This window comes from Halomonas sp. AOP25-F1-15 (assembly GCF_052378675.1).
GTDB lineage: Bacteria > Pseudomonadota > Gammaproteobacteria > Pseudomonadales > Halomonadaceae > Vreelandella > Vreelandella casei.
The window spans coordinates 94,623-120,542 of sequence record NZ_JBQSXV010000003.1; the positions used below are offsets into that span (position 1 = coordinate 94,623).

Annotated in this window: 24 protein-coding genes and 1 tRNA gene; 11 read left to right on the top strand and 14 right to left on the bottom strand. The window is 55.3% G+C overall.

Annotation, left to right across the window (positions count from 1 at the left end; translation table 11 throughout):
• Positions 1 to 128 precede the first annotated feature (128 nt).
• The 6 genes from ACT3TF_RS06380 to ACT3TF_RS06405 are packed head-to-tail and all read right to left on the bottom strand — an operon-like array spanning position 129 to position 7,323.
• Positions 129 to 1,049: a siderophore ABC transporter substrate-binding protein gene (locus ACT3TF_RS06380; RefSeq protein ID WP_444672021.1), complete on the bottom strand. Its 921-nt coding sequence runs from the start codon at positions 1,047 to 1,049 to the stop codon at positions 129 to 131.
• A 47-nt stretch (positions 1,050 to 1,096) separates the two neighbouring features.
• Positions 1,097 to 1,873, bottom strand: coding sequence for an iron ABC transporter ATP-binding protein (locus tag ACT3TF_RS06385; RefSeq protein ID WP_096277262.1), 777 nt, complete (start codon positions 1,871 to 1,873; stop codon positions 1,097 to 1,099).
• Positions 1,870 to 2,817 (bottom strand): iron chelate uptake ABC transporter family permease subunit, encoded by a 948-nt coding sequence (locus ACT3TF_RS06390; RefSeq protein ID WP_096277264.1) that lies wholly within the window; start codon positions 2,815 to 2,817, stop codon positions 1,870 to 1,872. The genes ACT3TF_RS06385 and ACT3TF_RS06390 overlap by 4 nt, the downstream gene beginning before the upstream one ends.
• A complete protein-coding gene (locus ACT3TF_RS06395) occupies positions 2,817 to 3,758 on the bottom strand; it encodes an ABC transporter permease (RefSeq protein WP_444672022.1) in 942 nt (313 codons plus the stop codon). Before ACT3TF_RS06395 ends, ACT3TF_RS06390 begins: the two co-directional genes overlap by 1 nt.
• A complete protein-coding gene (locus tag ACT3TF_RS06400) occupies positions 3,758 to 5,518 on the bottom strand; it encodes an ABC transporter ATP-binding protein (RefSeq protein WP_225734247.1) in 1,761 nt (586 codons plus the stop codon). The genes ACT3TF_RS06395 and ACT3TF_RS06400 overlap by 1 nt, the downstream gene beginning before the upstream one ends.
• A gap of 2 nt (positions 5,519 to 5,520) precedes the next feature.
• The gene (locus ACT3TF_RS06405) at positions 5,521 to 7,323 is read right to left on the bottom strand and encodes an ABC transporter ATP-binding protein (protein WP_444671815.1); all 1,803 of its coding nucleotides are present in this window, start codon (positions 7,321 to 7,323) and stop codon (positions 5,521 to 5,523) included.
• 201 nt (positions 7,324 to 7,524) lie between these two features.
• Between ACT3TF_RS06405 and ACT3TF_RS06410 the strand changes: the two genes are divergently transcribed.
• Both ACT3TF_RS06410 and ACT3TF_RS06415 read left to right on the top strand, forming a co-directional pair.
• Positions 7,525 to 8,163, top strand: a complete 639-nt coding sequence (locus ACT3TF_RS06410; protein ID WP_096277272.1) for a TetR/AcrR family transcriptional regulator — start codon at positions 7,525 to 7,527, stop codon at positions 8,161 to 8,163.
• Between the two features lie 464 nt (positions 8,164 to 8,627).
• The gene (locus tag ACT3TF_RS06415) at positions 8,628 to 9,512 is read left to right on the top strand and encodes an urease accessory protein UreD (RefSeq protein ID WP_096277274.1); all 885 of its coding nucleotides are present in this window, start codon (positions 8,628 to 8,630) and stop codon (positions 9,510 to 9,512) included.
• Positions 9,513 to 9,545: 33 nt separating this feature from the next.
• Here ACT3TF_RS06415 and fauA read toward each other — a convergent pair whose 3' ends face one another.
• Together fauA and ACT3TF_RS06425 are read right to left on the bottom strand one after the other, a co-directional pair.
• Complete coding sequence (fauA, locus tag ACT3TF_RS06420) at positions 9,546 to 11,687, bottom strand: TonB-dependent alcaligin siderophore receptor FauA (RefSeq protein ID WP_096277276.1); 2,142 nt, start codon at positions 11,685 to 11,687, stop codon at positions 9,546 to 9,548.
• Between the two features lie 129 nt (positions 11,688 to 11,816).
• The gene (locus ACT3TF_RS06425; protein ID WP_096277278.1) at positions 11,817 to 12,749 is read right to left on the bottom strand and encodes a helix-turn-helix transcriptional regulator; all 933 of its coding nucleotides are present in this window, start codon (positions 12,747 to 12,749) and stop codon (positions 11,817 to 11,819) included.
• Positions 12,750 to 13,031: 282 nt separating this feature from the next.
• Here ACT3TF_RS06425 and ACT3TF_RS06430 point away from each other — a divergent pair, with 282 nt between their 5' ends.
• The 6 genes from ACT3TF_RS06430 to ureG all read left to right on the top strand — a co-directional run bounded on the left by ACT3TF_RS06430 (position 13,032) and on the right by ureG (position 17,455).
• Positions 13,032 to 13,334, top strand: a complete 303-nt coding sequence (locus ACT3TF_RS06430; protein ID WP_096277280.1) for an urease subunit gamma — start codon at positions 13,032 to 13,034, stop codon at positions 13,332 to 13,334.
• Between the two features lie 23 nt (positions 13,335 to 13,357).
• Positions 13,358 to 13,678 (top strand): urease subunit beta, encoded by a 321-nt coding sequence (locus ACT3TF_RS06435; protein ID WP_096277282.1) that lies wholly within the window; start codon positions 13,358 to 13,360, stop codon positions 13,676 to 13,678.
• Positions 13,675 to 15,390, top strand: a complete 1,716-nt coding sequence (ureC, locus tag ACT3TF_RS06440; RefSeq protein ID WP_096277284.1) for an urease subunit alpha — start codon at positions 13,675 to 13,677, stop codon at positions 15,388 to 15,390. Before ACT3TF_RS06435 ends, ureC begins: the two co-directional genes overlap by 4 nt.
• Positions 15,391 to 15,538: 148 nt before the next feature.
• Complete coding sequence (gene ureE, locus ACT3TF_RS06445; protein WP_096277287.1) at positions 15,539 to 16,054, top strand: urease accessory protein UreE; 516 nt, start codon at positions 15,539 to 15,541, stop codon at positions 16,052 to 16,054.
• The gene (locus ACT3TF_RS06450; protein WP_096277289.1) at positions 16,044 to 16,757 is read left to right on the top strand and encodes an urease accessory protein UreF; all 714 of its coding nucleotides are present in this window, start codon (positions 16,044 to 16,046) and stop codon (positions 16,755 to 16,757) included. The genes ureE and ACT3TF_RS06450 overlap by 11 nt, the downstream gene beginning before the upstream one ends.
• Positions 16,758 to 16,819: 62 nt before the next feature.
• Complete coding sequence (gene ureG / locus ACT3TF_RS06455) at positions 16,820 to 17,455, top strand: urease accessory protein UreG (RefSeq protein WP_096277291.1); 636 nt, start codon at positions 16,820 to 16,822, stop codon at positions 17,453 to 17,455.
• 246 nt (positions 17,456 to 17,701) lie between these two features.
• On the opposite strand, the gene fdhD is transcribed toward ureG, so the two are convergent.
• The 5 genes from fdhD to ACT3TF_RS06480 all read right to left on the bottom strand — a co-directional run bounded on the left by fdhD (position 17,702) and on the right by ACT3TF_RS06480 (position 22,114).
• Positions 17,702 to 18,493, bottom strand: a complete 792-nt coding sequence (fdhD, locus tag ACT3TF_RS06460; protein WP_096282243.1) for a formate dehydrogenase accessory sulfurtransferase FdhD — start codon at positions 18,491 to 18,493, stop codon at positions 17,702 to 17,704.
• A 152-nt stretch (positions 18,494 to 18,645) separates the two neighbouring features.
• Complete coding sequence (locus tag ACT3TF_RS06465) at positions 18,646 to 19,908, bottom strand: TRAP transporter large permease (RefSeq protein ID WP_096277293.1); 1,263 nt, start codon at positions 19,906 to 19,908, stop codon at positions 18,646 to 18,648.
• Positions 19,905 to 20,429 (bottom strand): TRAP transporter small permease, encoded by a 525-nt coding sequence (locus ACT3TF_RS06470; protein ID WP_096277295.1) that lies wholly within the window; start codon positions 20,427 to 20,429, stop codon positions 19,905 to 19,907. The genes ACT3TF_RS06465 and ACT3TF_RS06470 overlap by 4 nt, the downstream gene beginning before the upstream one ends.
• A gap of 1 nt (position 20,430) precedes the next feature.
• Positions 20,431 to 21,429, bottom strand: a complete 999-nt coding sequence (locus ACT3TF_RS06475) for a TRAP transporter substrate-binding protein (protein ID WP_441686784.1) — start codon at positions 21,427 to 21,429, stop codon at positions 20,431 to 20,433.
• A 262-nt stretch (positions 21,430 to 21,691) separates the two neighbouring features.
• On the bottom strand, positions 21,692 to 22,114 hold the full coding sequence (locus tag ACT3TF_RS06480; RefSeq protein ID WP_096277297.1) for a PACE efflux transporter: 423 nt from the start codon (positions 22,112 to 22,114) through the stop codon (positions 21,692 to 21,694).
• Positions 22,115 to 22,223: 109 nt separating this feature from the next.
• On the opposite strand from ACT3TF_RS06480, the gene ACT3TF_RS06485 reads away from it, so the two are divergent.
• Positions 22,224 to 22,745, top strand: a complete 522-nt coding sequence (locus tag ACT3TF_RS06485; RefSeq protein WP_176483354.1) for a TetR family transcriptional regulator — start codon at positions 22,224 to 22,226, stop codon at positions 22,743 to 22,745.
• Positions 22,746 to 22,956: 211 nt separating this feature from the next.
• Positions 22,957 to 24,342, top strand: a complete 1,386-nt coding sequence (locus ACT3TF_RS06490; RefSeq protein ID WP_444671816.1) for an FAD-binding oxidoreductase — start codon at positions 22,957 to 22,959, stop codon at positions 24,340 to 24,342.
• 92 nt (positions 24,343 to 24,434) lie between these two features.
• On the opposite strand, the gene ACT3TF_RS06495 is transcribed toward ACT3TF_RS06490, so the two are convergent.
• Positions 24,435 to 25,433, bottom strand: coding sequence for a TRAP transporter substrate-binding protein (locus ACT3TF_RS06495; RefSeq protein WP_444671817.1), 999 nt, complete (start codon positions 25,431 to 25,433; stop codon positions 24,435 to 24,437).
• A 143-nt stretch (positions 25,434 to 25,576) separates the two neighbouring features.
• On the opposite strand from ACT3TF_RS06495, the gene ACT3TF_RS06500 reads away from it, so the two are divergent.
• Positions 25,577 to 25,653, top strand: a tRNA-Arg gene (locus ACT3TF_RS06500).
• The last annotated feature ends 267 nt before the right edge of the window (positions 25,654 to 25,920 follow it).

Here is a 25,920-nt window from a genome sequence, read left to right on the forward strand (position 1 = left end):
TAAGGGCATGTCGATCTCCATTTTTAAAGACAGAGGAACTACACCGCTTCAATTGAGCAACTGTTAAAAGGCTCAATGAAGCAGTCGATGAAAACGTTTTTTTTTAGGTGCTCTGGGACGACGAGCCGCTAGTTCCGGTATCCGTCGATAATGTCATCCGCGATGATCGCCAGAGAGCTGACGCTGGCTGCGGTGACATACCAGGCTTCGGGGTCGACAAAGACCACCCGGTCCTTTCGCCAGGCGTTAGTTTGGCGTAACAGGGGGTTTGCCAGGCTGTCGGCACTCATGGTGGGCCGGTGCTCCATCACGGCAGTACGATCTACGACATAGATGATGTCGGGGTTAGCCTGCTGGATGAATTCGCTAGAGACCGGCTGGCCGTGCAGGCCGGTATCAATGTCAGGTGCGGCGGGTGCAACGCCTAGTTCGGTGAAGATGAAGCCGTAGCGTGACTGCATGCCAAAGGAGTGGAAGGCACCATTATTGTGCAGCAGGATAAGGGCTTTCTCAGGGCGGCCCTGGGTAACACGTCTGACTTCCTCGACGGTATGAGCCAGCTCGGCAACTCGCTGACGGGCCAACGCCTGTTTACCAAAGATCTGCCCAAGATCCATGAGATGATCCATGACAACGTCAATGTGGTTGGTCTGGCTGTTGCGGTAATCCACGTCGAAGTGCAGCGTGGGGGTGATCTGCGTCAGCTCGTCATAATCGTTGGCCTGTAATGACGTCATAAGAATGAGGTCAGGGTTAGCTCGATGCACTCGCTCAAGGTTAGGGCGTACGATAGCGCCCAGGTCTTCAATCGTCGGGTCGTCCCGGTACTTCTCCAGAAAATGGGGAATAAAGTCCTTTGGCATGCCCACCACCGGAACGTCCAACTGATCCAGAAAGTCGACTTCATTCATGTCCAATGCCGCTACCCGTTGTGGACGGTGATTGATCACAGTGCTGCCCAGCGCGTGGTGAATCGTGAGCGGTGTCATGGCCTCCTGTGCGGGCATGTCATTGGCTGAGGGTTGATCGCACCCTTGTAGCAACGCCACCAAGGCGAGTGGGAGAAAGCGTGCCAAGCGGTTGTTGAGAGATTGTTTCATTCCAGGTTTCCTGAGGGCTTGAAGTAATTACATAGATAGCCGCGTTCGTTATGGGCGATGTCGAACTTCAGGCCGTAAAGCTCACTCAAGCGCCGTTCGGTGATGACATCGGAGACGTTGCCATCGCAGTGCACGGCCCCGTCCTTCATGGCGACGATGTAATCGGAATAGTTGGCGGCGAAGTTGATGTCATGAACGACCAGGATGACCGTTCGTCCATGCTCATCGCAGAGGCGGCGAAGCGCCTGCATGATCTGAACGGCATGTTTGATATCGAGGTTATTCAGTGGCTCGTCGAGCAGTAGGTAATCGGTCTGCTGTGCAATGGTCATGGCCAGGAACGCCATCTGGCGCTGGCCGCCGCTGAGCTCATGCAGATAAGCACCGCGTAGTGTCGTCAGCGATAGAAACGACAGGGCGTCGTCAATCACACGATGGTCATGCCGAGTGAGCGTGCCACGGCTATAGGGAAAGCGGCCAAAGGCCACCAACTCCTCGACGGTCAGGCGTAGATTGAACTCAGGCGTCTGGCGCAGTGTGGCCACCTGCTTGGCATACTCACTGATGGGAATGCGCGTTACCTGGGAGCCGTCGAGTCGAATATCCCCACGAGTGGGCTTAAGCAGTCTCGCGAGCATCATCAGCAGCGTCGTCTTGCCCGCACCATTAGGGCCCACCAAGGACGTTAACTGTCCTGATGGAAAGCAGAGATTGACCGCCGATAGCACCGAACGGTCGCCGTAGGTTTTATGAAGGTCTTGAACCGTGATCATGCTGCGCCCCGCTTACGCACCATCAGCGAAAGGAAGTAAGCCCCACACACAAGGTTGACGAGGATGCCGACGGTGGTTGTGTAGTTGAAGAGATGTTCGACCAGCAGTTGGGCGAGGATGAAAAGGGCAATGGCGATGGCACAACCCAACGGCAGCGTGACCCGATGACGGTAAGTCCCGGCAAGCGCATAGGCGGTATTGGCCACGAAAATGCCCATGAACGCCGTAGGGCCAAGCAAGCTGGTCGATACAGCCACCAGCGCGGCGATCAGAAAGAGCTGGCGCTGCACGCAGCGTCGATAATCGATGCCAAGCGATATGGCCTGCTCTCTGCCCAGCAAGAGCACATCGAGCATTGGGAGGCTTTTCAGGCCCACCAGGCAAATCGTGGCCACGATCAGCGTGGCGTAGAGCAGTTGTGTGGCGTTGGCGTTACCGAAAGTGGCTTGGCTGTAACCCATCAGAATGGAAAACTCACCTGGGCTCATCTTAAGCTGAACGAACTGGGTGAACGTGGTAATGACCATTGTCAGTACCAGTCCTACCAACAGCAGGAAATAGACATTGTCTCTGTCGTCTCTAAACAGCCAGCGATGCAGCGTCCAGGAGTAGCCAAGCATCAGCAGGATCGAGAGTGCGGCGTTGCCGTGCTCGCCGAGTACCATCAGGCTGTGAGTGCCCAGCATCAGCATCAACAAGGTCTGAAACAGCAGATAGACGGCCTCATAGCCCATGATGGCAGGCGTTAATATCCGGTTACCGGTAAGGCTCTGAAACGTAATGGCGGACCAGGCGACACAGATGCCACCGATCACCATGGTGGCCAAGCGTTCAAGTCGTTTCGGGATCACATACTCGAAGTCGAAACCGGAGCGTACGAAGACAAAAGCGAGCGCAAGAGCGATCACTGCCGCCCAAACGGTGTGGCTAGCTTTGATAGTCATCACTGTGCCCTCCTGACAATCAGGATCAGAAACAGCACTCCTCCGACACAAGCCGACGTTAAGCCGATGGGCACTTCAAAGGGATAGATCAGCAGGCGTCCCGCAATGTCGCAGGCCAGCAGCAGGGTTGCCCCCGACAGTGCTACGGCGGGTAGAGTGCGAGCCAGGTTATCGCCGTAGTACAGCGCCACCAGATTGGGAATCACTAATCCGACAAAGGGGATGGCACCCACGGCGATGACCGTGACCGAGACAGTAATGGCCACCAGCATCAGTCCAATGGCAGAGGTGACGAGATAGTTCACGCCTAAACTCGTCGCCATCTCTTCGCCCATGCCCAGTACCGTGAAGCGATGAGCGTAGACGTAGGCGAGTATAACGACCGGCAGAATAAGGTAGATAATTTCGTAATGACCCTGGACGATCTTCGAAAAATCTCCCAGCAGCCAGCCCTGCATGCTTTGCAGGATGTTATGGCGGTAGGCGTAGAACTCGGCGAGGGCGCTTAGTACGCCGCCGTACATCAAACCGATGACGGGAATCAGCACCGTGTTGATGAACTTGATGCGGCGAACGATAGCGATAAAGATAACATTCGCAGCGAAGCAGAAGAGCAGGGCGGCAAGCATTCGTGATCCAACGCCAGCCGTAGGCATTAGTGGCAGCGATACGAGAATGCCCAGTTTGGCGGCATCAAGCCCACCCGAGGTGGCGGGCTCCACGAACTTATTGCGCACGATATGCTGCAGAATCACACCGCAAATCGCGAGGCCCACTCCGGTCAATGACACCGTAATCAGGCGTGGCAGCCGGCTGGCCGTCAGCGTCAACCAAGCATCATCCGACAGGGTGATGAGTTGGTAACCGCTTATCTGCCGCGCGCCGACCAGTAATGATATCCCGCACAGCAATACAAACAGGAGAGGCAAATACACGCGCATCACTGTGAGGTTTCTCGCGTTTTATCCGGGGTGATGCGCCATCCTTTGGCGGTTTGGCGTTGGCCAAGGAACGTGGCGTATCGCCCCTGCTGAGCGAGCAGTTCATCGGGCGCGCCTTGCTCAATGATACGCCCCTCATCTAGCACGATGATCTGGTCAGCCATGCTCACAGTAGAGAGTTGGTGGGCGATCACCAAGAGCGTACGTTGGCCTCTCAGTCGCACCAGCGCCTGGGTAATGATGGCCTGATTTTCCGCATCCAGTGCGGCTGTCGCTTCATCCACCAGCAGAATGGGCGCATTCTTAATGAGGGCACGGGCGATGGCGATACGCTGCCGCTCGCCGCCGGAAAGGCGGGTGCCTGCTTCGCCCACCGGGGTGTCCAATCCTTGGGGCAGGCGTTCGACGATCTCGATGACACCGGCTAGACGCGCGGCTTCCATCAGTGCGGCATCGCTGGCTTCGGGGCATCCAAAGCGAATATTGTCAGCAATGCTGCCAGCAAACAGGTAGCTCTCCTGAAAGATCTGACTGACTTGGTTCGCCAGCTGGGTGCTCGACATATCGCGCACGTCTACGCCGCCGACGAGCACACTACCGTGATCTGCATCGAAAAACCGCGCTACCAGTCGTGCCAGGGTGGTCTTGCCTGAACCTGACTCGCCGATCAATGCGGTCATGCTACCGGGCGTGATAGATAGGCTAACCCCGTTGAGCACATCGGGCTCATGCGGCGCATAGCGAAAGCGGACAGCTCTCAATTCGATGGAGGCGTCACGCGGCGGCTGAGGGGCGGTGGGCTCGGCTAAGGGGGGCGCGTCGAAAATCGACTGGATCTCTTCGAGTTGCCCTCTTGCACTGCGCAAAATGTCGCTATGTTGAGCGACATCCAGCAGCGGCTCGACGAACCGGCTTACCAGTACCAGCGCAATGATGACACTGATGATGCTCGCTGCCGTCAGCGATCCTTCTAGAAGCGTATTGATCCACAGGGTCGTGACGATCAGCAGTACGGCAAAGACTGTCTGTACTGCCCAGGCATTGAGCAGCGCCGAAAGTGCCGAGAGGCAAGCCAGCCTGGTTCCCGAACGCTGCTGTTGTTGCATGGCCTGTTCCAAGAAGCGCGTGCTGTGGTTGTTGCCACTAAAGGCGCGTAAGACGGCCTGGGCACTGGCGAACTCAACCATGCGCTGACTGGTATCGGCAAAGTGTTGCTGGAAGGCTCTGTCGGCATGCCGGGCAAGCTTAGCGGTGAGTAATAAAACCCCCAACAGCAGCGGCAGTGCGACCAGCGCTGCAATGCCCAGCGGTGTATGCAACACCAACAGCGCGGCAAGCAGGACGATAGGCGTGACAAGCCCGCTGATTACCGGTGTAAAGACGTGGGCAGGAAGCTGAGCCACCGCCATCATACCCTGCGTGGTGGCATGGCTAAGTCGCGCGGTGTTCGTCGCGGTAAACCAGCCGACCGGCAGGTGCGCGACGTGTTCGCCAAGGCGATGGCGACCCGACTGCAAGATGGCGACGCCGACACGGACGCCTGCCTGCTCCACGTGCCATCGCACGCCCCAACAGACCAGGATGCCGAAAAGCAGCGCTGCCAGCCATGCGGTGGCCACGCTGAGTTGGCCGATCAGGAGGTAATTGAGAAGCGGAATAAGGGCCAAGATGGTCAGACCGCTTAGCACACCATAGACAATGGCCAGCCCGAGATAGCGACGTAAAAGCGCGGTGTCGTCGCCAAGCAGTTGATTGAGCATTTTCAGCACGCTGCCACCTTCGATTCCAGTGAGTTTGTTATCTCTTCCAGTGCCCAAAGGCGAGCATAAAGACCCTTGCTGGCTAGCAGTTGGTCGTGATCGCCTTGCTCAGCGACCTTGCCGTCATCGAGTACCAGAATGTGGTCGGCGTGCATAATCGAATTTAGGTGATGCGAAATAATCACAAGCGTGCGCCCCTGGGTTAAACGCGAAAGTGCCTGCTGAATGGCCAGTTCGTTGCTGGCGTCAACGGCTGCTGTCGCCTCGTCCAGCACCAATAGAGGCGGATCAAGTAATATGGCGCGGGCGATACTGACACGCTGCTGCTCGCCACCTGACAGTTGAATATCCTCGCCAACAATCGAGCGATAGCCTTGAGGGAGCGCTGCAATACGTTCGTGAATATTCGCCGCGCGAGCGGCATCCTCGATTTCCTGTTGGCTGGCCGAAGGTCGGCCCAACGCAATGTTGTCACCAATGCTGGCATGGATAAGACGCACGTCTTGCAGAACAAAACCAATACGCTGGTAGAGCGTTGACATCTCAAGATGGCGCAGATCCACCCCGCCTAACGTAATGCGCCCATGGGTGGGGTCAAAAAAGCGCAGCATCAGCCGTGCCAGGGTGGACTTGCCCGCACCAGATGGGCCAACAATTGCCGTCACGCTGCCAGGTGCAAGCGTAAAGTGAAGGTTAGATAGCCCGTTTTGAGCGTTGTCATAGACGTAACTGACGTTTTCAAAGCGTACTTCATGGTTGTTTGGGAGCTGGCGCTCATCAGGGGGGATTGATGACAGCACCGGCGTTTCAAGCAGTGCCATGACGCGCTGGGCGGCGCCAACGGCACTGCCTAAGTCGTGCAGCAAAGTATGCAGTAGCAGTAACGGAGCGCAGATGCCGGGTGCTACCAGAATGAAGGGCACCAGATCGACCGGTTCTGACCAGCCATTGGCGACGCAAAATATGCCAAACGTGAGCGTCAGACCCAATATCGTCCCCGTTGTCACCATCGCATGGACATGCGCCATAGAAGCGACCAGAGGGCGGGTAAATTGCTCAAAGGCATGAGCAAAACTATCCACGGCGGCTTGGTAGCCACGATAGGCTTGTCCGGTGGTACCGAAGGCCTTGACGACGGGAATGCCACAGACAAATTCATTGATGGCGTTATTCATGCGCTCAAGCTGGGCAATAAACTCACCCATATTGGCTTTGCCGGCTTGCATCAGCCGGCGCAGGAAAAGAAAGAAACCGGGCAGCGGCAGTAACGTAATCACGGCGATTTTCCAATCCAGCGCGAGCAGGTAGATCACCGAGATCAGTAAGGCGCCAAGCACGCGTCCTACCGCCGTGTAAAAGTGCGCGGTCAGGCTGTGCAGCGTCGCAATATCGTCTTGCATCGCCTGTTTTACATCGCCGGATGCACGGCTGGTAAACCAGCCAAGCGGTGCTTGGGACAAGCGCCGCATAACAGCCAAGCGTAACTGGTAGGTGAGTTGGTTATCCGCCAGATGCGCGACCAGCTCGCCCAGGAACATGCACCCCATGCCGACGAAAAGGCTCGCGACGCTGGCGGCTACCACCCAGCCGATTTCACGCATGCTGGCGGTTGATAACGTCCAGGCGGCGCCTGGGTCAGACACAAGAATCTTGGCGATATGTGCCATACCGGCAAGCGGCACCATCGTTAATATCGTGCCGATGCCCGCCAGCATTGCCGCGGCAAAAAGCCGTGTGCGTATAGGGGCCAGCACTTGGCTGATGGGGCTCTTACCTTGGGATTTCGATGTATCGTGCGTGCTCATGAAGCGTTAGTACTCGGCCATAGGGGGTTATCGAACCTGCATAGCAGCAATCTGTAACGAGAATTAGTCGCGTTTAGTTAGGCTAATAGATAATTAGTTTCATGGCAATAAACTAATTAATATAATTGCATGTCAATCAACTAATTGACCCTAAGGTGAGTGAGTGGCTAGATAGGGGACGTCAGCGATCAAGGATGCAATATGACAACGCAACAGCCAGTTAAAGCACGCGGGCGGCCGCCTACCATCACGCTTGAGCGTATTGCCAATGCGGGTATCGAAATCGGTCTGCCCAACATCACCTTTGTTGGGGTGGCCAGCGCGCTAGGCATCAGCCATATGGCGCTGTATAAGCACGTGACGAATCTCAAGGCGCTGAAGAGGTTGGTGGCCGAAGAGATTTTTCGACGCTGGAGCATTCCGCGCGCTCGTCGAGAGGAATCCCAAGCGCTTCAGGCGTATCTGTTCACCTTTGCCATGTCGATAGCCGAGTTTGTCAAAGCGCACCCAGGCCTAACGCCCTACGTAATCCGTCGCTTGGCGGCGACCCAGCCCATGATTGAAAAAATCCATGCGCACCAAGCGCATATTGCGGAGGTCTATGAGATTTCCCAGGCCCAGGCGCGTTGGCTGCTTGCGACGGTCGCCTTTCACTGTTTTGCCGTGGCAGACACGATTTACTCGGTGATAGGACAGGCGCCTGATGACGCGGTAGATCGTGCTGAAGAAGAGGCGGAAATGGAGATTGATCTAGCGCAAGGTATGCAGGCGCTGATTACCGGCGCGCTAGTTATACTGACCGAAAACTCACTTGAGGAAGCTCACCATTCCGCCCTTTGAGAGCCGGTAAAATGGTTAGGCCAGAGTCGCTAAGCAGAGTCGCCAAGTAGAGCCGCGTCCTGCGGGCTAGGCTTTGTACGAAAAGTCGGCGAGCGAAGGCAGTTTTCGTACAGAGCCTAATGTCACGTTTGCAAGGTGATGTCTAATACGTTGCCCACACCTCTCTCCAATACCTGGCTCCTTCACTCCCTTGCGGCAGAGCGGTTGTCTAGCCGCGTTATCCCCTTTAATCGATATATTTACCTGCTTATGCAGCCCCGTTGGCAGCATAAGCAGCGCCTGTACGTTCTTGTTTGGTGCAAATTGTTATTTTTTTGATCTTTTGTGGTGCATTGAAAATTTTTAGGTGTAGGGAGAAATTGTTTAAGTCATTGTCTTAGAGCTGGAAAATAATTTTTCACCATTTTGGCGCATTAATTGCACTACTTAGCTAACGGCTTACTGAAAGGAAGCGATAGCTAATTATGATGCTATGCGATATCGCAAAATCTCCCCTTGCCTCTGGCCACCGCTTTGATCAAGGCCGCCACTGGGCGGCTTCGTTGGACTTACGTTTTGCCCAGCGCGACGGCGTTACCCGCATGGTACAGGCGCGCCACCAAGGCCCGCTGCGGGTGCAACGGCCGTTTTACCCAGAAGGCCGAAGTGAGGCGTGCCATGTGTACGTGCTTCACCCACCGGGCGGACTGGTGAGTGGCGATGCGCTTACCATTAGTGCTCATGTAGAGAGCGGTGCCCATGCGCTGCTGACGACTCCGGCTGCCAATAAACTCTATAAAGCCGACAGCCAAGGCGTTGCCTGGACTCAACATACCCAGCTAAGCGTGGAAGATAACGCGATTCTGGAATGGCTGCCCCAAGAAACCATCGCCTTTGATGGCTCGAAAGGTGAGCAGCGCACGCATATTGCCCTACACGGCAGTGCTCGCTGCTTAGGTTGGGAAATGATGGCGCTGGGGCGCCCGGCAAGCAATTTGCCCTACGTTTCGGGGCGCATTGAACAACACTTTCGGCTCACGCTAGATGGCAAACCGCTGTGGTTAGAGCGCCAGCCGTTAGACCCGCTACACCCACGCTTTGCGGGGCGCTGGGGGCAAGGTGGTGCGACCGTACAAGCTACCCTCTGGGCGGTAGGTATTGCTGATGCACCTGCCGCTATTGATGCCCTGCGCGAGGCGTTGCCGGATAACCCTCGTTGGGCCGTCACCGTGCGTTACGGCGTACTGCTGCTGCGCTACTTGGGTCATTCACGCAATGAAGCCTGGTCGCTGTGCGAGCAGGCCTGGCGGCTACTGCGTCCGCGTTGGATTGAGCGTGAAGCGCATACGCCGCGTATCTGGTTAACCTAGGGCTGTGGTGGACACAACCCTAACGGCCGGTTCTTACCAATCCCAGTTCAATGAAACGGTGGCACTACGCGGTTCGCCCAGCCAGTACTGGCTATAAAAGCCAATTTGCTCGTAGTAATCCTTGTCGAAGAGATTATTGACGTTTAGCTGAGCGTTCAGATTGTCATTGAAGCGGTATCTGGCCATCAGGTCGGCAACAGCATAAGCATCCTGGCCGACCTGCACACTACCGTTCGGGCTAGAGGCAGCGCGCGAGATATCACTTTGCCAGCGCACGCCACCGCCCACGGTCAGGTCGTGCCATGTGCCCGGCAACTGGTAGGCGGTAAACAGCTTAAGCTGCTGGCGCGGGTGGGACGTATTGGTGCGTTCTCCCTGGGCCGTTTCTGCCTGCGCTAAGGTGTAGCTCGCGCTCAGGTTCCAGCCAGGCTGCACCTCACCGATGAGTTCCAGCTCCAGCCCGTTAACTTGATTACCATCAATGCTTCGGTTTGCCTGTGTACCGGGCTGGCCGATAACCTCTACGCCCGGGATCGCTTCAGCGGCGTTATTTTGCTCTGTTCTGAACACGGCGACACTGGCATCCAGCTGGTCTCGCAGCAAGCTGGTTTTAGCGCCGATCTCATAGCTACGCCCCTGCAGAGGATCCAGCAGTGAGCCGTCTTCAAAGCGAGCGTTCTGAGTCTGAAAAATTTCCGTAGCGCTCGCGTATAGCGAGGTATGCTCGGTCACGTCATAAACAAGGCCTGCATAGGGCGTTAGCTCGTTGCTATAGCGATATTGCCGCTCATCGCCGAAGTAGTTTTGATCCAGCTCCCAGTCACTCAGGCGTGCGCCGACAATCAGGCTCAGCGGGTCACTGAGTGAAAAGCGTGAGACCACATAGCCGCCGCTTTGAGTGACGCGCATGCTATCAGCGTTAGCAAAATCTCCCCATGCGGGCTTGGCAACCACGCTGTCGCGCCAGTTGAAGAAGCTACCGGCATCCGGCGCTGCACCCGCGGGTGACGCGGTCAAAATATCGAAATCGTCCTCGTTATACATCCAGCCTATGCCCAGCTCATGCTGGCGCCCCAAGAGGCCAAAATTGCCCTCTGCGGAGAGATTGACCGTTTGCTGAGTACGGTTGCCGCGGTAGTTCAAGTAAGAACTCGACATGCCAAGGCCGGTATCTCGGTCGGGGTAGCCGCCACGGTATAGGTACTGCATGCCGTAGTTACCGTCGTTATGGCTGTAGGCCGCCCGCAAGGTCCAGCCGTTATCCAGCGTGTGGCTGAGGTCTGCAAACGCGCGCGTGGTTTCGTTATAGAACGTTGACCAGGCGGTATTGTTAGAGGCACTGCGATCAAAGTCGGTGCGGTCGCCATCGGCGTAAAAAACGGGCACGCCAGAGCCCATGCCATCAGAGTCATTGCGCTGGTATTCAACGCCTGCCGTTAACTGCGTCGCAGACGACAGTTCACTGCTGATCACGCCATATAACGTGTCGTGATCATCTCCCTGGTGGCTAATAAAGCTGTCATTGCGATCTTTGGCAGCGACAAAGCGGATGCCCGTCGTGCCATCGCTGGTTAACGGTGTCGAGACATCAGCGCTTATCCGGCGTCGATCCCATCGCCCTATGCTGGTAGAAAGCGAGATTGCCGCGTCAGGCAGCGGGCGTTTGCGGATAAAATTCACGCTCGCAGAGGGGTCGCCTGCACCCGTCAAAAGCCCCGTCGCGCCGCGTACTACTTCCACACGGTCATAGATAGCAGCATCCCAATCTGTATCCCCAAAATTCCAGAAATTGTTGATGGGAATGCTCAGCCCATCGAACTGAAAGCTGCGAATCGTGAAGCCGCGTGCGGAATAGCTCATACGGTTACTATCGGCACGACTGGGTGAAACGCCAGGTACCTGAGCGAGCACGTCACCGCTGGTTTGTAATGCTCGGTCATCAATCTGCTGGCGGGTAATGATGCTAACGGATTGCGGCGTTTCACGAGGCGTCAGCGACAAGCCCGTTGCACTACGGCTAGCCGGCACCGTGTATCGCTGCGTGCTTTCGCTATTATCGGCAAGCCGCTCTCCGGTAACGACAAGATTGTTGAGCGTCTCCTTTGCATCCGCCAATGCGTGAAGGGGATATGCCAGTAATAAAGCAGTGAGCGTTAGACGGGGAAAAGATGGCATCGGTTATTCTTCTCAAGTGAATTTTTTAACAATTGAGAATTATTCCATTAATGGAGTGGGAATAGTTATGCCATCTCAGCCATGCGTTATGCGCAATCGTCAGATCGCGTCAAATGCGGGAACTTTCATTCAGCCCGCCTGATGGCATAAACCGCCGGGTGAGATGCCATACAGCTTACGAAAAGCCGTAATGAAATTACTGGCGTGACGATAGCCACTTAGGTGAGCAGCCTGTTGCACGCTATGACCACGCATGAGCAGCTCCTTGGCTAGCGCTAAGCGGCGCTTTCGCAAATAGTCGATGGGGGCTAATCCGTAGGCCAGCTTAAAGTGGCGTAACAGGGTGCTTGGGCTCATCGCTGCGTGCTCGGCCAAACGGGCTAATGAATGATTCAGCAGCGGTTCTTCATCCAGCCAGCGACGAACTTGTTCAAGGCGCTCCTGGTAAGCGCATAGGGGTGGTGCTATGCATTGCTGGGGCTGAGCCGACATGCTTTGCGCTAATACCTGTAACGCTAGTCCTTGAAGCTGTGTGCGCTGAGCAAGCTCTGAGCCAACACGGTCGCATCCTTCTTCAAGAGCGAGGCGTAAGCCGGCACTCAATCGCCACGTATGAGACATGGTTTTAGCAGAAGATGCGCCACACCAGCTATTGATCGCCGGTTTCTGCAATGAAAGGCATAGCGTGCGCAGCCGTTGATTGGCGGGGTGAAGAGCGCTGAGAGTCCGCTCCTCCGTCAGTCGCAAACAGCATGCCTCGCCTTCGGTTAGCCAGCGGCGCTGGCCTGAAATATCAAAATGGACCCGGCCTTCTAGCAGCACGACAATCAATAACGTTTCACTGCCCTGTGAGCAAGATCGGTAGGGGCGCTTAATGTCGAGATCGGAAATGAATAGCCCCATCCCGTCCATCAAGTCATGTTCTTCTACGCGGCCAATAGCAACGGCTGCATGAGGCAGGTAAGTGGGGGCGGCATTCACGTCGGGGAAGCGATAGTCGATGCAATAGCGACGGCCATAGTCCAGAAAGTGATTGATGGTGTAGCGTCGAGAGACCGTCACGTTATGGGAATACCGCTATGAATAGGTCCTTAAATGATAATGGTTTTTATTTATTTTTTGAAGACGGCATATGCTTAAATTCTTGGTAACGCCAAAATGCACTATTTTGGTGCCTGGGCGGGGTGGGTTGATTGATTTGGTGCATTTAAAGCGTTCGGCTAAGCCCAGTGATTAATTATAAGTTTTTGAATTTTAATTTCTTTTCCTTTTATTCACCATTTTGGTACATGGGTTGCGCTATGTTACTACAGTCCCGCCTAACCTATGTAACGGAGACACCTCATGGAACTAACCCCGAGAGACAAAGACAAGCTGCTGCTGTTCTCAGCCGCCCAATTGGCGGAGCGCCGCAAGGCACGTGGTTTAAAACTCAATTACCCGGAAGCGGTGGCGCTTATCAGCTTCGAGATTATGGAAGGTGCTCGGGATGGCCGCAGCGTGGCGGATTTAATGAGCTATGGCCGTGAAATACTTAGCCGTGAAGACGTAATGGAAGGCGTTGCCGAGATGGTTGACGAAGTCCAGGTAGAAGCCACGTTTCCGGATGGCACCAAGCTGGTCACTGTGCATACCCCCATCAACTAAGCGCCCCTCTTGGAGAAGATACGATGATTCCTGGTGAGTATCAGTTAAAAGAGGGCGATATCGAGCTGTGCGTGGGGCGTGAGCGCATTACGGTAGACGTTGCGAATACCGGTGACCGCCCCATCCAGCTAGGCTCTCACTATCATTTTGCAGAAGCCAATCCCGCGCTCATTTTCGATCGCGTCAAAACCCGCGGCTTTCGTTTAGACGTGGCAGCAGGCACGGCGATTCGCTTTGAGCCTGGCCAGACCCGTGAAGTCACGCTAATTCCGTTTGTCGGCAAGCGCGAAATTTATGGCTTTCGTGGCGAAGTCATGGGCGCGCTCGACGGAGGTAAACAATGAAACCGACCAACAAGATCAGTCGGCGAGCCTACGCCGATATGTACGGCCCTACGGTGGGCGACCGGGTTCGCTTAGGCGATACCGAGCTGTGGATTGAAGTCGAAAAAGACGCCACTCACTACGGTGATGAAGTGAAGTTCGGCGGTGGCAAAGTGATTCGCGATGGTATGGGCCAAAGCCAGCGTGTTGATGACTCGGTGATGGATACCGTCATCACCAACGCGCTGATTTTAGACTGGTGGGGCATCGTTAAAGCCGATGTAGGGCTGCAAAATGGCCGTATCGCTGCGATTGGCAAATCTGGCAACCCGGACGTACAGCCCGATGTTGATATCGTGATTGGTCCCGGTACTGAAATTATTTCAGGCGAAGGCAAAATTCTTACCGCTGGCGGCATCGACTCGCATATTCACTTTATTTGCCCCCAGCAGGTCGAAGAAGCATTGATGAGTGGCATCACCACGATGCTAGGCGGCGGCACCGGGCCGGCTACCGGTACCAACGCCACGACCTGTACGCCCGGCGCATGGCATATTGGTAAAATGCTGCAAGCCGTTGATGACCTGCCGATGAATATCGGCCTGCTGGGGAAAGGCAATGCCAGCCTGCCCGAAGCGCTTGAGGCCCAGCTAGAAGCGGGTGCCATGGGCCTAAAGCTCCACGAAGACTGGGGTACCACGCCGGCCTCCATTGATAACTGCTTAACCGTGGCGGAAAAGTATGATGTGCAGATTGCTATTCATACTGACACGCTAAACGAGTCGGGTTTTGTCGAAGACACCCTGGCAGCCTTTAAAGAGCGCGGTATTCACACCTATCACACGGAAGGGGCGGGCGGCGGCCACGCGCCGGATATTCTGACCGCCTGTTCGAAAGAGTATGTGCTGCCGTCATCCACCAACCCGACACGGCCCTACACGATCAATACCATCGACGAGCATCTCGATATGCTGATGGTGTGTCATCACCTCGACCCTAATATTCCTGAAGACGTGGCGTTTGCCGATTCGCGTATTCGCCGCGAAACCATTGCCGCTGAAGACATTCTGCATGACCTTGGCGTGATCTCGATGATTGCCTCAGACTCCCAAGCCATGGGGCGCGTAGGCGAGGTGGTCTGCCGTACTTGGCAAACCGCGCATAAAATGAGAGTACAGCGCGGCTTACTGCCAGAAGATGAAGCGCTGGGCGCCGATAACTTTCGCGCTAAGCGCTATATCGCTAAATACACCATCAACCCCGCGATCACGCACGGTATTGCTCATGAAGTGGGGTCGGTGGAAGTGGGTAAACTGGCTGACTTAGTGCTGTGGAAGCCTGCTTTCTTCGGCGTTAAACCGGCACTGATTTTAAAAGGCGGCATGATTGTGGGCGCGCCCATGGGCGATCCCAATGCGTCAATCCCCACACCCCAGCCGGTTCACTACCGGCCCATGTTTGGCGCTTTCGGCCGTGCCACCAGTCAAATTCGACTCAACTTCGTTAGCCAGGCCGCGCTAGATGCCGGTATTAAGGAGCGCCTGGGCCTGCAAAGTACGCTGGCTGCGTGTAAAAACGTGCGCGGCGTGCGTAAAAAAGATATGAAGTTGAACGATGCGTGTCCTGAATTAACCGTGGACCCGCAAACCTATGAAGTGCGCTGTGACGGCGAAATTTTAACCTGCGAGCCGGCCACCGAACTGCCGCTGGCCCAGCGCTATCACTTGTTTTGATTGAACTATTATCCGGGGCGCCGGGGATAGGCCTACGAGAGGGCGCTGTGAATACGTCCGTGTACGCTACTTTTGCCATCCATGGCAAAAGACCCTCTCTACTGCCTACCCCCGGCACAGCCGCACCGAGCGAGAAAGGACGCTAGTCATGCTAAAACTGATAGAACGTTTAGGGCCGATAAACGAGAGCGCTGCTAGCGATACACTAACGCTGCCCTTTGAGCTGCGAATTCGTGGACGCCTGAAAGCCAAAAGCGACAGTGGCCGTGAGCTTGGGTTGTTTTTAGATCGCGGGCCGGTACTGCGTAGCGGCGAAGGCCTAAAAGCCGAAAGCGGCGAAGTGGTACGCATCTGCGCCGCCATAGAACCGGTGGTTACCGCGCGAGTGAGTACTGGCTTACCGCTAGCGCGACTGGCCTATCATCTGGGTAATCGCCACGTTCAGTTAGCCTTAGGTGACGATGAAAAAGGCAGCTGGGTGCGCTTCCCGCCAGATCACGTGCTGGAGGAACTAGCCGTGCTGTTAGGCGCCACGCTGGAGCACCATGACGCGACCTTCGACCCAGAGCCGGGCGCCTATAGCCAAGTAGGCGGTGGGCACTCCCATGGCCATGCGCACGGCCACGACCATGTGCACGATCACGATCACCACCATGCCCACTGAGCAAACCGCATCCGCCGGGCAGCACGACGATTTAGCGCTGTTGGGGCTGATGCAACTGGTTAGCCCGGCGTTGCCCATCGGGGCATTTGCTTTCTCGCAAGGCTTGGAAAGCGCATTTGAGCTTGATTGGGTACGGGATGAGGCCAGCCTGACTGAATGGCTGTGCGGCGTCTTGGAAGATGGCATAACACGCTGCGAACTACCGGTACTGGCACGGCTGCACAAGGCCATTGATGACGCAGACCGTGATTCAATCGCGCAGTGGGATGAGTGGCTGGCCGCCACGCGGGAAACGGCGGAGTTAGCCGCTGAAGATAGCCGCCTGGGCGCATCGTTAAAGCGCTTGTTGGGCAGCTTAAATCTGATGCCGAGTGAAGACTTACTACCGCCCTTGTTACCGGCCCACCCAGGCTATGTGACGCTATTTGCCTTTGCGGCCCACTTGCGTGGCGCGTCTATTCGGCAAATGTTGCTCGGCTTTGCCTGGGCGTGGCTGGAAAATCAGCTAGCCGTGGCCTGCAAAGCGCTACCGCTTGGTCACACCGCTGCGCAGCGTATTATTGAGCAGCTGCGCCCCGCTTTGGTTGATGCCGTTGATCATGCGCTGACGTTATATGACGACGAGCTAGGCCCTGTGCTGCCTGGGTTGGCGCTCGCCAGCGCATTACACGAAACGCAATATTCACGCCTGTTTAGAAGCTAACAGATTCACGTTTTGTAGACGTTAGATAGCTCAGCAGTTAATCCGCTTATTGAGGACATGTTATGACGCACTGTTTACGTATTGGAGTAGGCGGCCCGGTGGGTTCCGGTAAAACGGCGCTGCTCAAGCAGCTTTGCTTAGCGCTGCGCGATTATTACGATATTGCCGTGGTCACTAATGATATCTATACCCGCGAAGATGCCGATTTTTTGCTCAAACACGATGCCCTGCCTGCCGATCGCATTTTGGGCGTGGAAACCGGCGGCTGCCCGCATACGGCTATTCGTGAAGATGCTTCGATGAACCTTGCCGCCATTGATGAGCTACAGGCGCGTCATCCTAAGCTTGAGCTGGTGATGGTGGAGTCGGGGGGCGATAATCTTTCAGCGACCTTTAGCCCTGAGCTTTCCGATCTAACGCTTTACGTGATCGACGTTTCTGCCGGCGACAAAATTCCACGCAAGGGCGGGCCAGGGATCACCAAGTCCGATTTGCTGATTATCAATAAAATGGATATCGCGGAACAGGTGCACGCTTCGTTAGACATTATGGCGCGAGATTCTAAAAAGATGCGCGGCGAGCGCCCCTTTGTATTTACCAATCTTTATGATGGGGTGGGGCTTGAGGAGATCATCCGCTTTATTCTCGATAAAGGAATGCTTGACGAGCGTCGGCCTGATGTTGCGGCAGCCCTATAAACAAAAAAGCCGCCCTGACCAGGCGGTTTAAGTGGTCAGGGCAACTGAAGAATGTGGTTAGCTGCTTGCTAAAAACGGGCCATCCTTGGCCACCACCTAAGTAGATTGGACGACTAAGGTAATGCACACCTTAACCCATGTTATGAAACCTACAATTGTTAGCTAAATAACTGCTTACACAGTAGAAAAATACCTAAAGTGGGCAAAAATGGCACATATAAGGCCTTCAGTTTAGGGGCTTTCGCGTTAGCCATCCTGTGCATAGGCAGCTGTTGTAAGAGGGCGGTGATAGATCAAATGACGACCTGGGCGTGCAAAGCCAGCCAGCAGTAAACCCGCCTCGCGGGCCTGTTCCACCGCCAGCGCCGTGGCCGCAGAGACAGCGACCAGTGCACCAATGCCTGCGCTGGCACACTTGTGCACCATCTCGTAGCTAGCCCTACTTGAGACCAGCACAAAGCCTTCATCAAGCAGCACCCCATCGCCGGCCAAGGAGCCGATCAGCTTGTCTAGCGCATTGTGGCGGCCAACATCCTCGCGTAACCGTTGAATTCGTCCATTTAAATCGCACCAAGCAGCACCGTGGCTGGCGCCAGTCACCGCCTGTAACGGCTGGTGAGCGAGTAATTCGCCCAGGGCATGCTGAATAGCCGCGTCGCTCAGCGCTGGCGCAATCACATGGGGAATCGGGCTAATCGCTTGTTCCAGGGATTCGGTGCCGCATAGACCGCAGCCGGTGCGGCCGGTCAGGTTGCGGCGGCGCTGTTTGAGTTCCACCAGTCTTTGGGTCGAAATTGTCAGTTGAACGGCCAGCCCATGCTCTTCCTCACGTAGTTCCATGTCGTAGCACTCGTGCGGATGGGCAAGGATACCTTCAGAAAGGCTGAACCCCAGCGCCAGGTCTTCCAGGTCGGTAGGGCTGGCCATCATCACCGCGTGGGAGATACCGTTGTAGACCAGCGCCACCGGTACTTCCAGTGCCAGCATGTCCTCCTGAGCGTTGGCATGCCAGCCGCTGGCATCGTGGCGTACCTCCATTGGCTGATACGCCAAGGCGGCCTCTGGTGGAGATGACGAGCTTTTTGGGCGCTGTGCGTTCATGGTGTCTCCTGCTAAGCCCGACCAAGCCATCCTGGGCTTGGTCAAAGGCATTGAAGGGGAAGGGCTGCGGTCAGTAAATTCCAACGCTGCTAACGCCCTGACCAGCCCATGAGTATCGGCACGTAAACGACCAGCAGCAGCACGCCAATCAGCCCCAATAAGTACGGCACGATGGCGCGGGTGATGCGCTCAAGCGGCAGCTGCGTGATCGATGACGCCACGTAAAGGTTAATCGCCACCGGCGGGGTAATCATTCCAATGGAAAGCCCCACCACAATGATCAAACCAAAGTGAATAGGATCAATCCCCAGCTGAAGCACCAGCGGCAGCAGTACCGGCGTGAGAATAATCAGCGCGCTGGCCGTTTCAATAAACACCCCGGTGAGCAAAATAACGCCGACCACCAGCAGCATAATCACGTAGGGGTTGGTCGAGAGCGACAGCACGGCTTGGGCAATGGCGCCCGGCACCTGCCAGCTGGAGAGCGTCCAGCTCAGCACCGCTGACATCGCAATCACCAGCATAATCACCGCCGTGGTCATCGCAGAGCGAATCAACAGCTTATAAACCTGCACCAGCGTTAGGTCACGATACACAAGCAGCGATACCAGCATGGCGTAATTGACCGCGACGACCGCTGCTTCTGACGGTGTGAATAGCCCCGTGAAAATACCGCCCAGGATGATCACCGGCGTCATCAGCCCCCAGCTGGCATCTTTAAAGGTGCGCAGAATAGTGGCTAGTGATAGCGGCGTACCTTTAGGGTATTGGCGCTTATAGGCCTGCGCAATGGCGATGGCCATTAGCCCTAATCCCATCGCGAGCCCTGGCAAAAAGCCGTTTAAAAACAGCTTGGATACCGACTGTTGGGCGATGACCGCATAGATAATCATCGGCACCGAGGGCGGAATGACCACGCCAATGGTGCCGCTCGCCGCGATCAGGCTAGCCGCCGAGGCCGGGTCGTAGCCCTTGCGTTTAAGCTCTGGTACTAGGCTTGAGCCTACGGCTGCCGTGGTCGCGGCCCCTGAGCCGGAAATCGCCGCAAAGAACATGCCCGCCATCACGGAAACCACTGACAGCCCGCCGCGCATAAAGCCCACTAGCGAATCGGCAAAGCTGACCAGTTTTTCGCTCACCTTACCCTGGGCCATTAAATCACCGGCCAGAATAAACATCGGGATCGCGACCAGCGCAAAGGAGTTAATGCCCTGGAACATCTGCTGGGTGACGACCATCAGCGGTACGCCCGACTGGTACAGGGCATAAAGCGCGCTGGCACCAATCGCAAAAGCGATCGGCACGCCCAGCAGCATAAACAGGAAGAAAAGCCCAAATAGCAGCAGCGTCATAGCGGTTCCTCCTGGTGATGGGAGGTCTCACCGTTAAGCAGCAGCTCTAGAATATCGACCAGCGCATACCATGCCATAATGGCCGCGCAGATCGGCATCACCGCATACACATAGGTCATCGACAGGCGCAGCGAGGCGGATTTCTGAAAGCTCTGCACCTGCATATAACGGTAGCCAATCACAATCAGCGTGATCATAAAGGCCAGCACGATGAGCAGGGCGATAACCCGTGCCGCTTGGCGCAGACGGCCGGGTAGGGCATCCACCGCAAAGGTCACGGCAATATGCCGCCCGCGCTGAAACGCCAGGGTGCCGGCCAAAAAGGTGATCCATACCAGTAGAAAACGGGCGACTTCTTCGGTCCAGCCGACGGCGCTAAATAGCACCCGAGAGACAATTTGTAGCGTGATCACGCCAATCAGGGCAGCCATGCCAAGGAACACGATAGGCTGGAGAATCTTATCCAGCCCGCGCTCAATGCCTCTTAATAGTGATAATAACGATTGCGACAAAGTGGCCACGTTACTGCAGCGCCTCCTGGATACGGGGGAGGTAGTCACCGAACTGACTGCCGTATTTTTCGTAGACCGGGGCTACCGCGGCCTGAAACGCTTCAATATCCGGCGAGTCGTTGATTTCCATACCGGCGGCTTCAAGGGCGGCTAACTGCTCGGCTTCCATTTCCGCATTTTGTTCACGTGCGTAGGCCGATGCCTCACGTGATGCCTCAAGCACTAAGGTCTGCACGTCTTCGGGCAGTGAATTCCACTTGGGCAGGCTCATAATAAACAGCGCCGGTGCGTAAATGTGGCGGGTCATGGTCAGGTAATCCTGAGTTTCCGCCAGGTTGAACGCATAGATCGCATTGATGGGGTTTTCCTGCCCATCAATGGTGCCTTGCTGTAGGGCGGTCAGTGCTTCGGTCCAGGCCATCGGCACGGCGTTAGCACCCAGCGTGCGGAAGGTATCCACATACACTTCATTCTCGATTACGCGCAGCCTTAAACCATCAAGGTCGTCAGGGGTATTAATCGCGTTGCGGCTATTGGTGATGTTACGAAAACCGCGCTCGGCGTAAGCCAGCCCTTTGAGATTGACGCCTTCCAGCTTGTCGAGGATCTCCTGGCCGATGTCACCATCTAACACCGAGTAGGCGGCTTCGGCAGATGGGAACAGAAACGGCAGCTCAAAAACGGAAAACTCATCAACGAAGTTAGCCACCGGCCCGTTGGTAATAACGCCCATATCGACGGTACCAATCTGCATACCTTCCAGCAGCGTACGCTCATCGCCTAGCGAAGCATTGGGGAAAATTTCGATGCTAATCGCGCCGTCGCTCTTTTCGCTGAGCAGTTCCTGAAAGCGCGTTGCCGCAATGTGATAAGTGTCATCGCTATTAACAACGTGCGCCAAGCGCAGCGTGGTGGCGGGTAGCGTGTCAGCATGAGTGGCCAGCGAAAGCCCCAGAAGACTGGTGCAAACCATGGCTAGCGTCGCGCGCTGAAGCAGTTGGTAAGGCATATTGGAACGTGTGGCGTTATCCACGTGATCTCCTTGGAGTGGGCAGTTTTTTATAGTGAGACAAGGGGCTATCTGTGACAGGGGCATCATCTATAGCATATTGGTTTTAGCGCACAAATAAATGATTCTACTCCTGTGATTCATCATAGAAAGAAAAAAAGTGCTAGAACGCGGGCTCAAGAGGTAATCCTATCGACACCAGAAACGCGATAGGCAAAGATCGGTCAAAAGTGGATGTTTTTGGCAGGAGAAAGTTTGCTGATCAAGCCTCGCGCTTGATCGGCACTAAGTGATCGAAAATCCACGTGAACACGAAGGTGAAGACCAGGAAGAAAACCAGTAGCGCCACTTCCATTTTAAGTGCATCGAGCGGCCCCACTTGGTACCACCACATGAACAGAGGGATTAAAATGATGACCAGGCCACCTTCAAAACCAACGGCATGGGCAACACGAAGGCCAAGGGAACGGGCCTGAATACTGCGGCTCATCTCCCACCGTTCGAAGAGCGTGTTATAGATAAAATTCCAGACCACTGCGGCAAGGGAGCTTGCAGCTGCAACTGGTAGCGAACTGTGTGCTTCACCCCCGTTGAGAGCCATGAGAAGTAATGTCGCAAGAGCGATTGCGAATGTTTCAAAAACTACCACGTAGGTGGCCCGGCGAGCGAGTGGAGAGAGAGTCATTTACATTCGATCCTGCTTGATTGAAAACTTGCGACATTAGGTATGTCAGTATATAAATACGACCGTATTTTAACAGGGTGAAAAGGGAAATAGTATGGCTAGGCCGAGATTGATCGATCGTGAACAGTTGCTCGATTTGGCGGAAGGTGTGATTGCCAGCGGAGGCGCCGCTTCGTTGTCGTTCGGATCATTAGCTAAAGCAGCTTCCTTGTCGAAGGCAAGTGTGCAGACAGTCTTCGGCACCCGCGAGGCGATGGTCGAGGCGTTACTGGCGAGGTGGATGGTCCGCGAGGCTGAGGAGTACCAAGCCATTCTCGGGGATAACAGAACTGCTGATGCCCGTTTGAAAGCCCACCTCCAGTCTACACAACGAGAAGAGAGTCACGTAGGCAGGACCGTCTCCGCGATGCTCGCCACACTAGCAAGCAGCGGCTACGCCAGCTCAGAAATGCAGAGCTGGTACCGGGTTCGCATAGACGATCTGGACGCAAATGATTGGGAGAGTCGACAGCGCAGACTTGCCTATTTGGCGGCAGAGGGCGCATTTCTTCTACGCAACCTCGTTGGTTTGGAGATAGACGACGATAAGTGGGCGTTAATCTTTCGCGACATCGAAGAGATGGTCGGCTGAAGCAGTTTCGCTTCCATTATGTCCTAGCCGCCTTGCATACCTATCATCGTCGAAGTGTAATGACATAGTGAATTTGGCCCGGAATACATCAGTGCCACCCTGGCTGCTTGGGCAAAGAAGCAAGAAATGACAATGGTCTTTATTCAGCCCGGAAAAACCCGTAACTCGCCAGATTGCTCACTGCGCCGACTGGCCATAATAGGAACAGATAATGGACACGCTGATTAACGATCTTTTAAACATCGTAGGCAAAACAGGTGTGCTGCTAGGCGACGATATCGCGCTGCGAAGCGTCGACTGGTTCACCAAAGCGCCTTGCGAAGCGAAAGCGATCATCAGACCGCAATCGACCGAGCAGCTCAGCCAAGTCATGGCGAAATGCCATGCCGCCAAGCAGCCGGTGGTGACGCACGGCGGATTAACCGGCATCGTGCACGGCGCCGTGGCCAGCCCCAATGAGCTGGTGGTATCGCTAGAGCTGATGAATCAGATTGAGACTATCGATGCGATCGGTTCGACGATGCAGGTACAGGCAGGCGTGACGCTTCAGCGTGTCCAGGAAGCTGCCCAAGAGATCGATATGCAGTTTGCACTCGACCTGGGTGCGCGTGGTTCTTGCACCATTGGCGGCAACATCGCTACCAATGCAGGCGGTATCCGGGTTATACGCTACGGTATGATGCGCCAGCAGGTGCTGGGGCTAGAAGTGGTATTGAGTGACGGCACCGTGGTGAGTTCGATGAATACCATGCTGAAGAATAACGCCGGCTATGATCTTAAACAGATGTTCATCGGCAGCGAAGGTACGCTAGGGATCGTTACGCGCGCCGTGCTGCGCCTGCATCCCAATATGCCCAGCGAGCAAACGGCCCTGGTCGCTGTGCCCTCGTTTGACGCGCTGACATCGCTGCTGAAGCTCGCATCTAAAGAGCTTGCGAACAGCCTGAGCGCCTTTGAAGCGCTGTGGAACAATCACTACGCGTTGATGACCTCTGCAACCACCAAACATACGCCGCTGTTGGCAACCGACTCACCGTTCTATGCCATCATCGAAACCCTGGGTTCGGATGAAAAACAAGAAGCCGAGGCGTTCGCCCGCGTGCTAGAAAAAGCGCTGGAAGCTGGGTTAATCACCGATGCCGTGCTGGCTAACTCCAGTACGCAGCGTCAAGGTATTTGGGATGTGCGCGAGGATATCGAAACGCTGGTGCATGAGCTTAATCCCATGTTCTCCTACGATATCAGCCTGCCGATCACGCACATGAATGAATACGTAACGGCATTAGAGGGCAAGCTAAACGCGCAGTGGCCGGAAACCGGCACGATGGTCGTGTTTGGCCATTTGGGCGATGGCAACCTGCACATTATGATTACGGTGCGCGATGCCAGCCCGCACAGCCGCCGCGAAGTGGAAGAGCTGGTGTACGGTTCGCTAGTAAAATACAACGGCTCGATTTCCGCCGAGCACGGGGTGGGGCTTGAAAAACGCGACTACCTGGCGCTTTCACGCTCGCCAGAAGAAATCGCGCTAATGAAGCGCATGAAACTGGCGCTAGACCCTAAGAACCTGCTCAATCCAGGCAAAATTTTAGCCTGAGCGCGATATGTAATAGCTGCTTTAATCTAAGCCAAAGGCCACCAAACGGTGGCCTTTGGCGTTAATGGATCAATTGATTCCTAAGGTGCTGCTTACTCGCTCAGCGCTTCGCGAATACGCGGTAGGTAATCGCCAAACTCCTGGCCGTATTTTTCATAAACAGGCGCAACGGCGGCTTGGAACGCTTCAATATCCGGCGTTTCGTTGATCTCCATGCCTGCTTCGCGCAGCGCTGCTAGTTGCTCGGCTTCCATCTCAGCGTTGACCTGGCGCTCATACTCCGCCGCTTCCTGCGCCGACTCTTTCAACACCACCTGCACGGGCTCGGGTAGCTGATTCCAGACCGGCATGCCCATCACAAAAATAGCCGGTGCGTAGGTATGGCGCGAAAGCGTCATGTAATTTTGGGTTTCATCGAGCTTGAACGAATGGATCACGTTCACGGGGTTTTCCTGCCCGTCGATCGTGCCCTGCTGCATCGCGGTGAGGGCTTCGGTCCAGGCCATGGGAATAGCATTGGCGCCTAGCTCACGGAAAGTGTCGGTATACACCGGGTTTTCCATCACGCGAATACGCAGGCCATCAAGATCTTCTGGCGCGTTAATCGCCCGCTCGCTGTTGGTCAGGTTACGAAAGCCGCGCTCGGCGTAGGCCAAGCCTTTCAGGTTGACGTCTGATAGCTTATCCAGCAGCTCCTGGCCAATCGGGCCATCAAGCACTTCATAAGCGGCTTCTGGCGAGGGAAACAGGAACGGCAGTTCAAACACCGCCATTTCTTCAACAAAGTTGGCCACCGGCCCGTTAGTGATCACGCCCATGTCCACGGTGCCGATCTGCATTCCTTCTAACAGCGTGCGCTCGTCGCCCAGCGAAGCATTGGGGTAGATCTCAATATCCACCTTGCCCTCGGTGCGCTCTTCCACCAGCTCTTCAAACTTAGTGGCGGCGATGTGGAAACCATCCTGCTCATTGACCACGTGGGCCAAGCGCAGGGTAACGGGGTCCATATCCGCAAAATCAGCGGCGTTCGCGGCGCTAACTAACGCCAGTGAGATGCCCAATGCCAGCGTGCTGCGTGCAAATATTTTCATTTTATTATGTTCCCAGTGTACGAAGGTGAGAAAGTGCCTACGAAGCATGCACCAGAGAAAGGAAAAGGGTCAATTGACCAAAGGACTCAAGCGGCATACGGCTGGACACATCGCGCCCGCACGGTTACGATACGCACCCACAAGCGCCCGTAGCTCAGTTGGATAGAGTATCGGCCTCCGAAGCCGAGGGTCGCAGGTTCAAATCCTGCCGGGCGCGCCATAATTTCAAGGGCTTACGTTAACGCGTAGGCCCTTATTTTTTGTCTGTGACCACCCTGTGACCAGATCGTGGCCACAGTCTCTTCATTACATGCCTGATATGTCTATTCGTTTATGACCTTTGGCTTTTTCTTGCCACTAGTATGGTCACATGTGTAAGTTCTCTTAGATTCACTAAAATTAAGCACTATGGTAGCCTGAAATGACCTTCGGCCTTTGAAGTGTGCTGGACATAGTGCCATTCATCGTGATCATCAAACTAGAGATG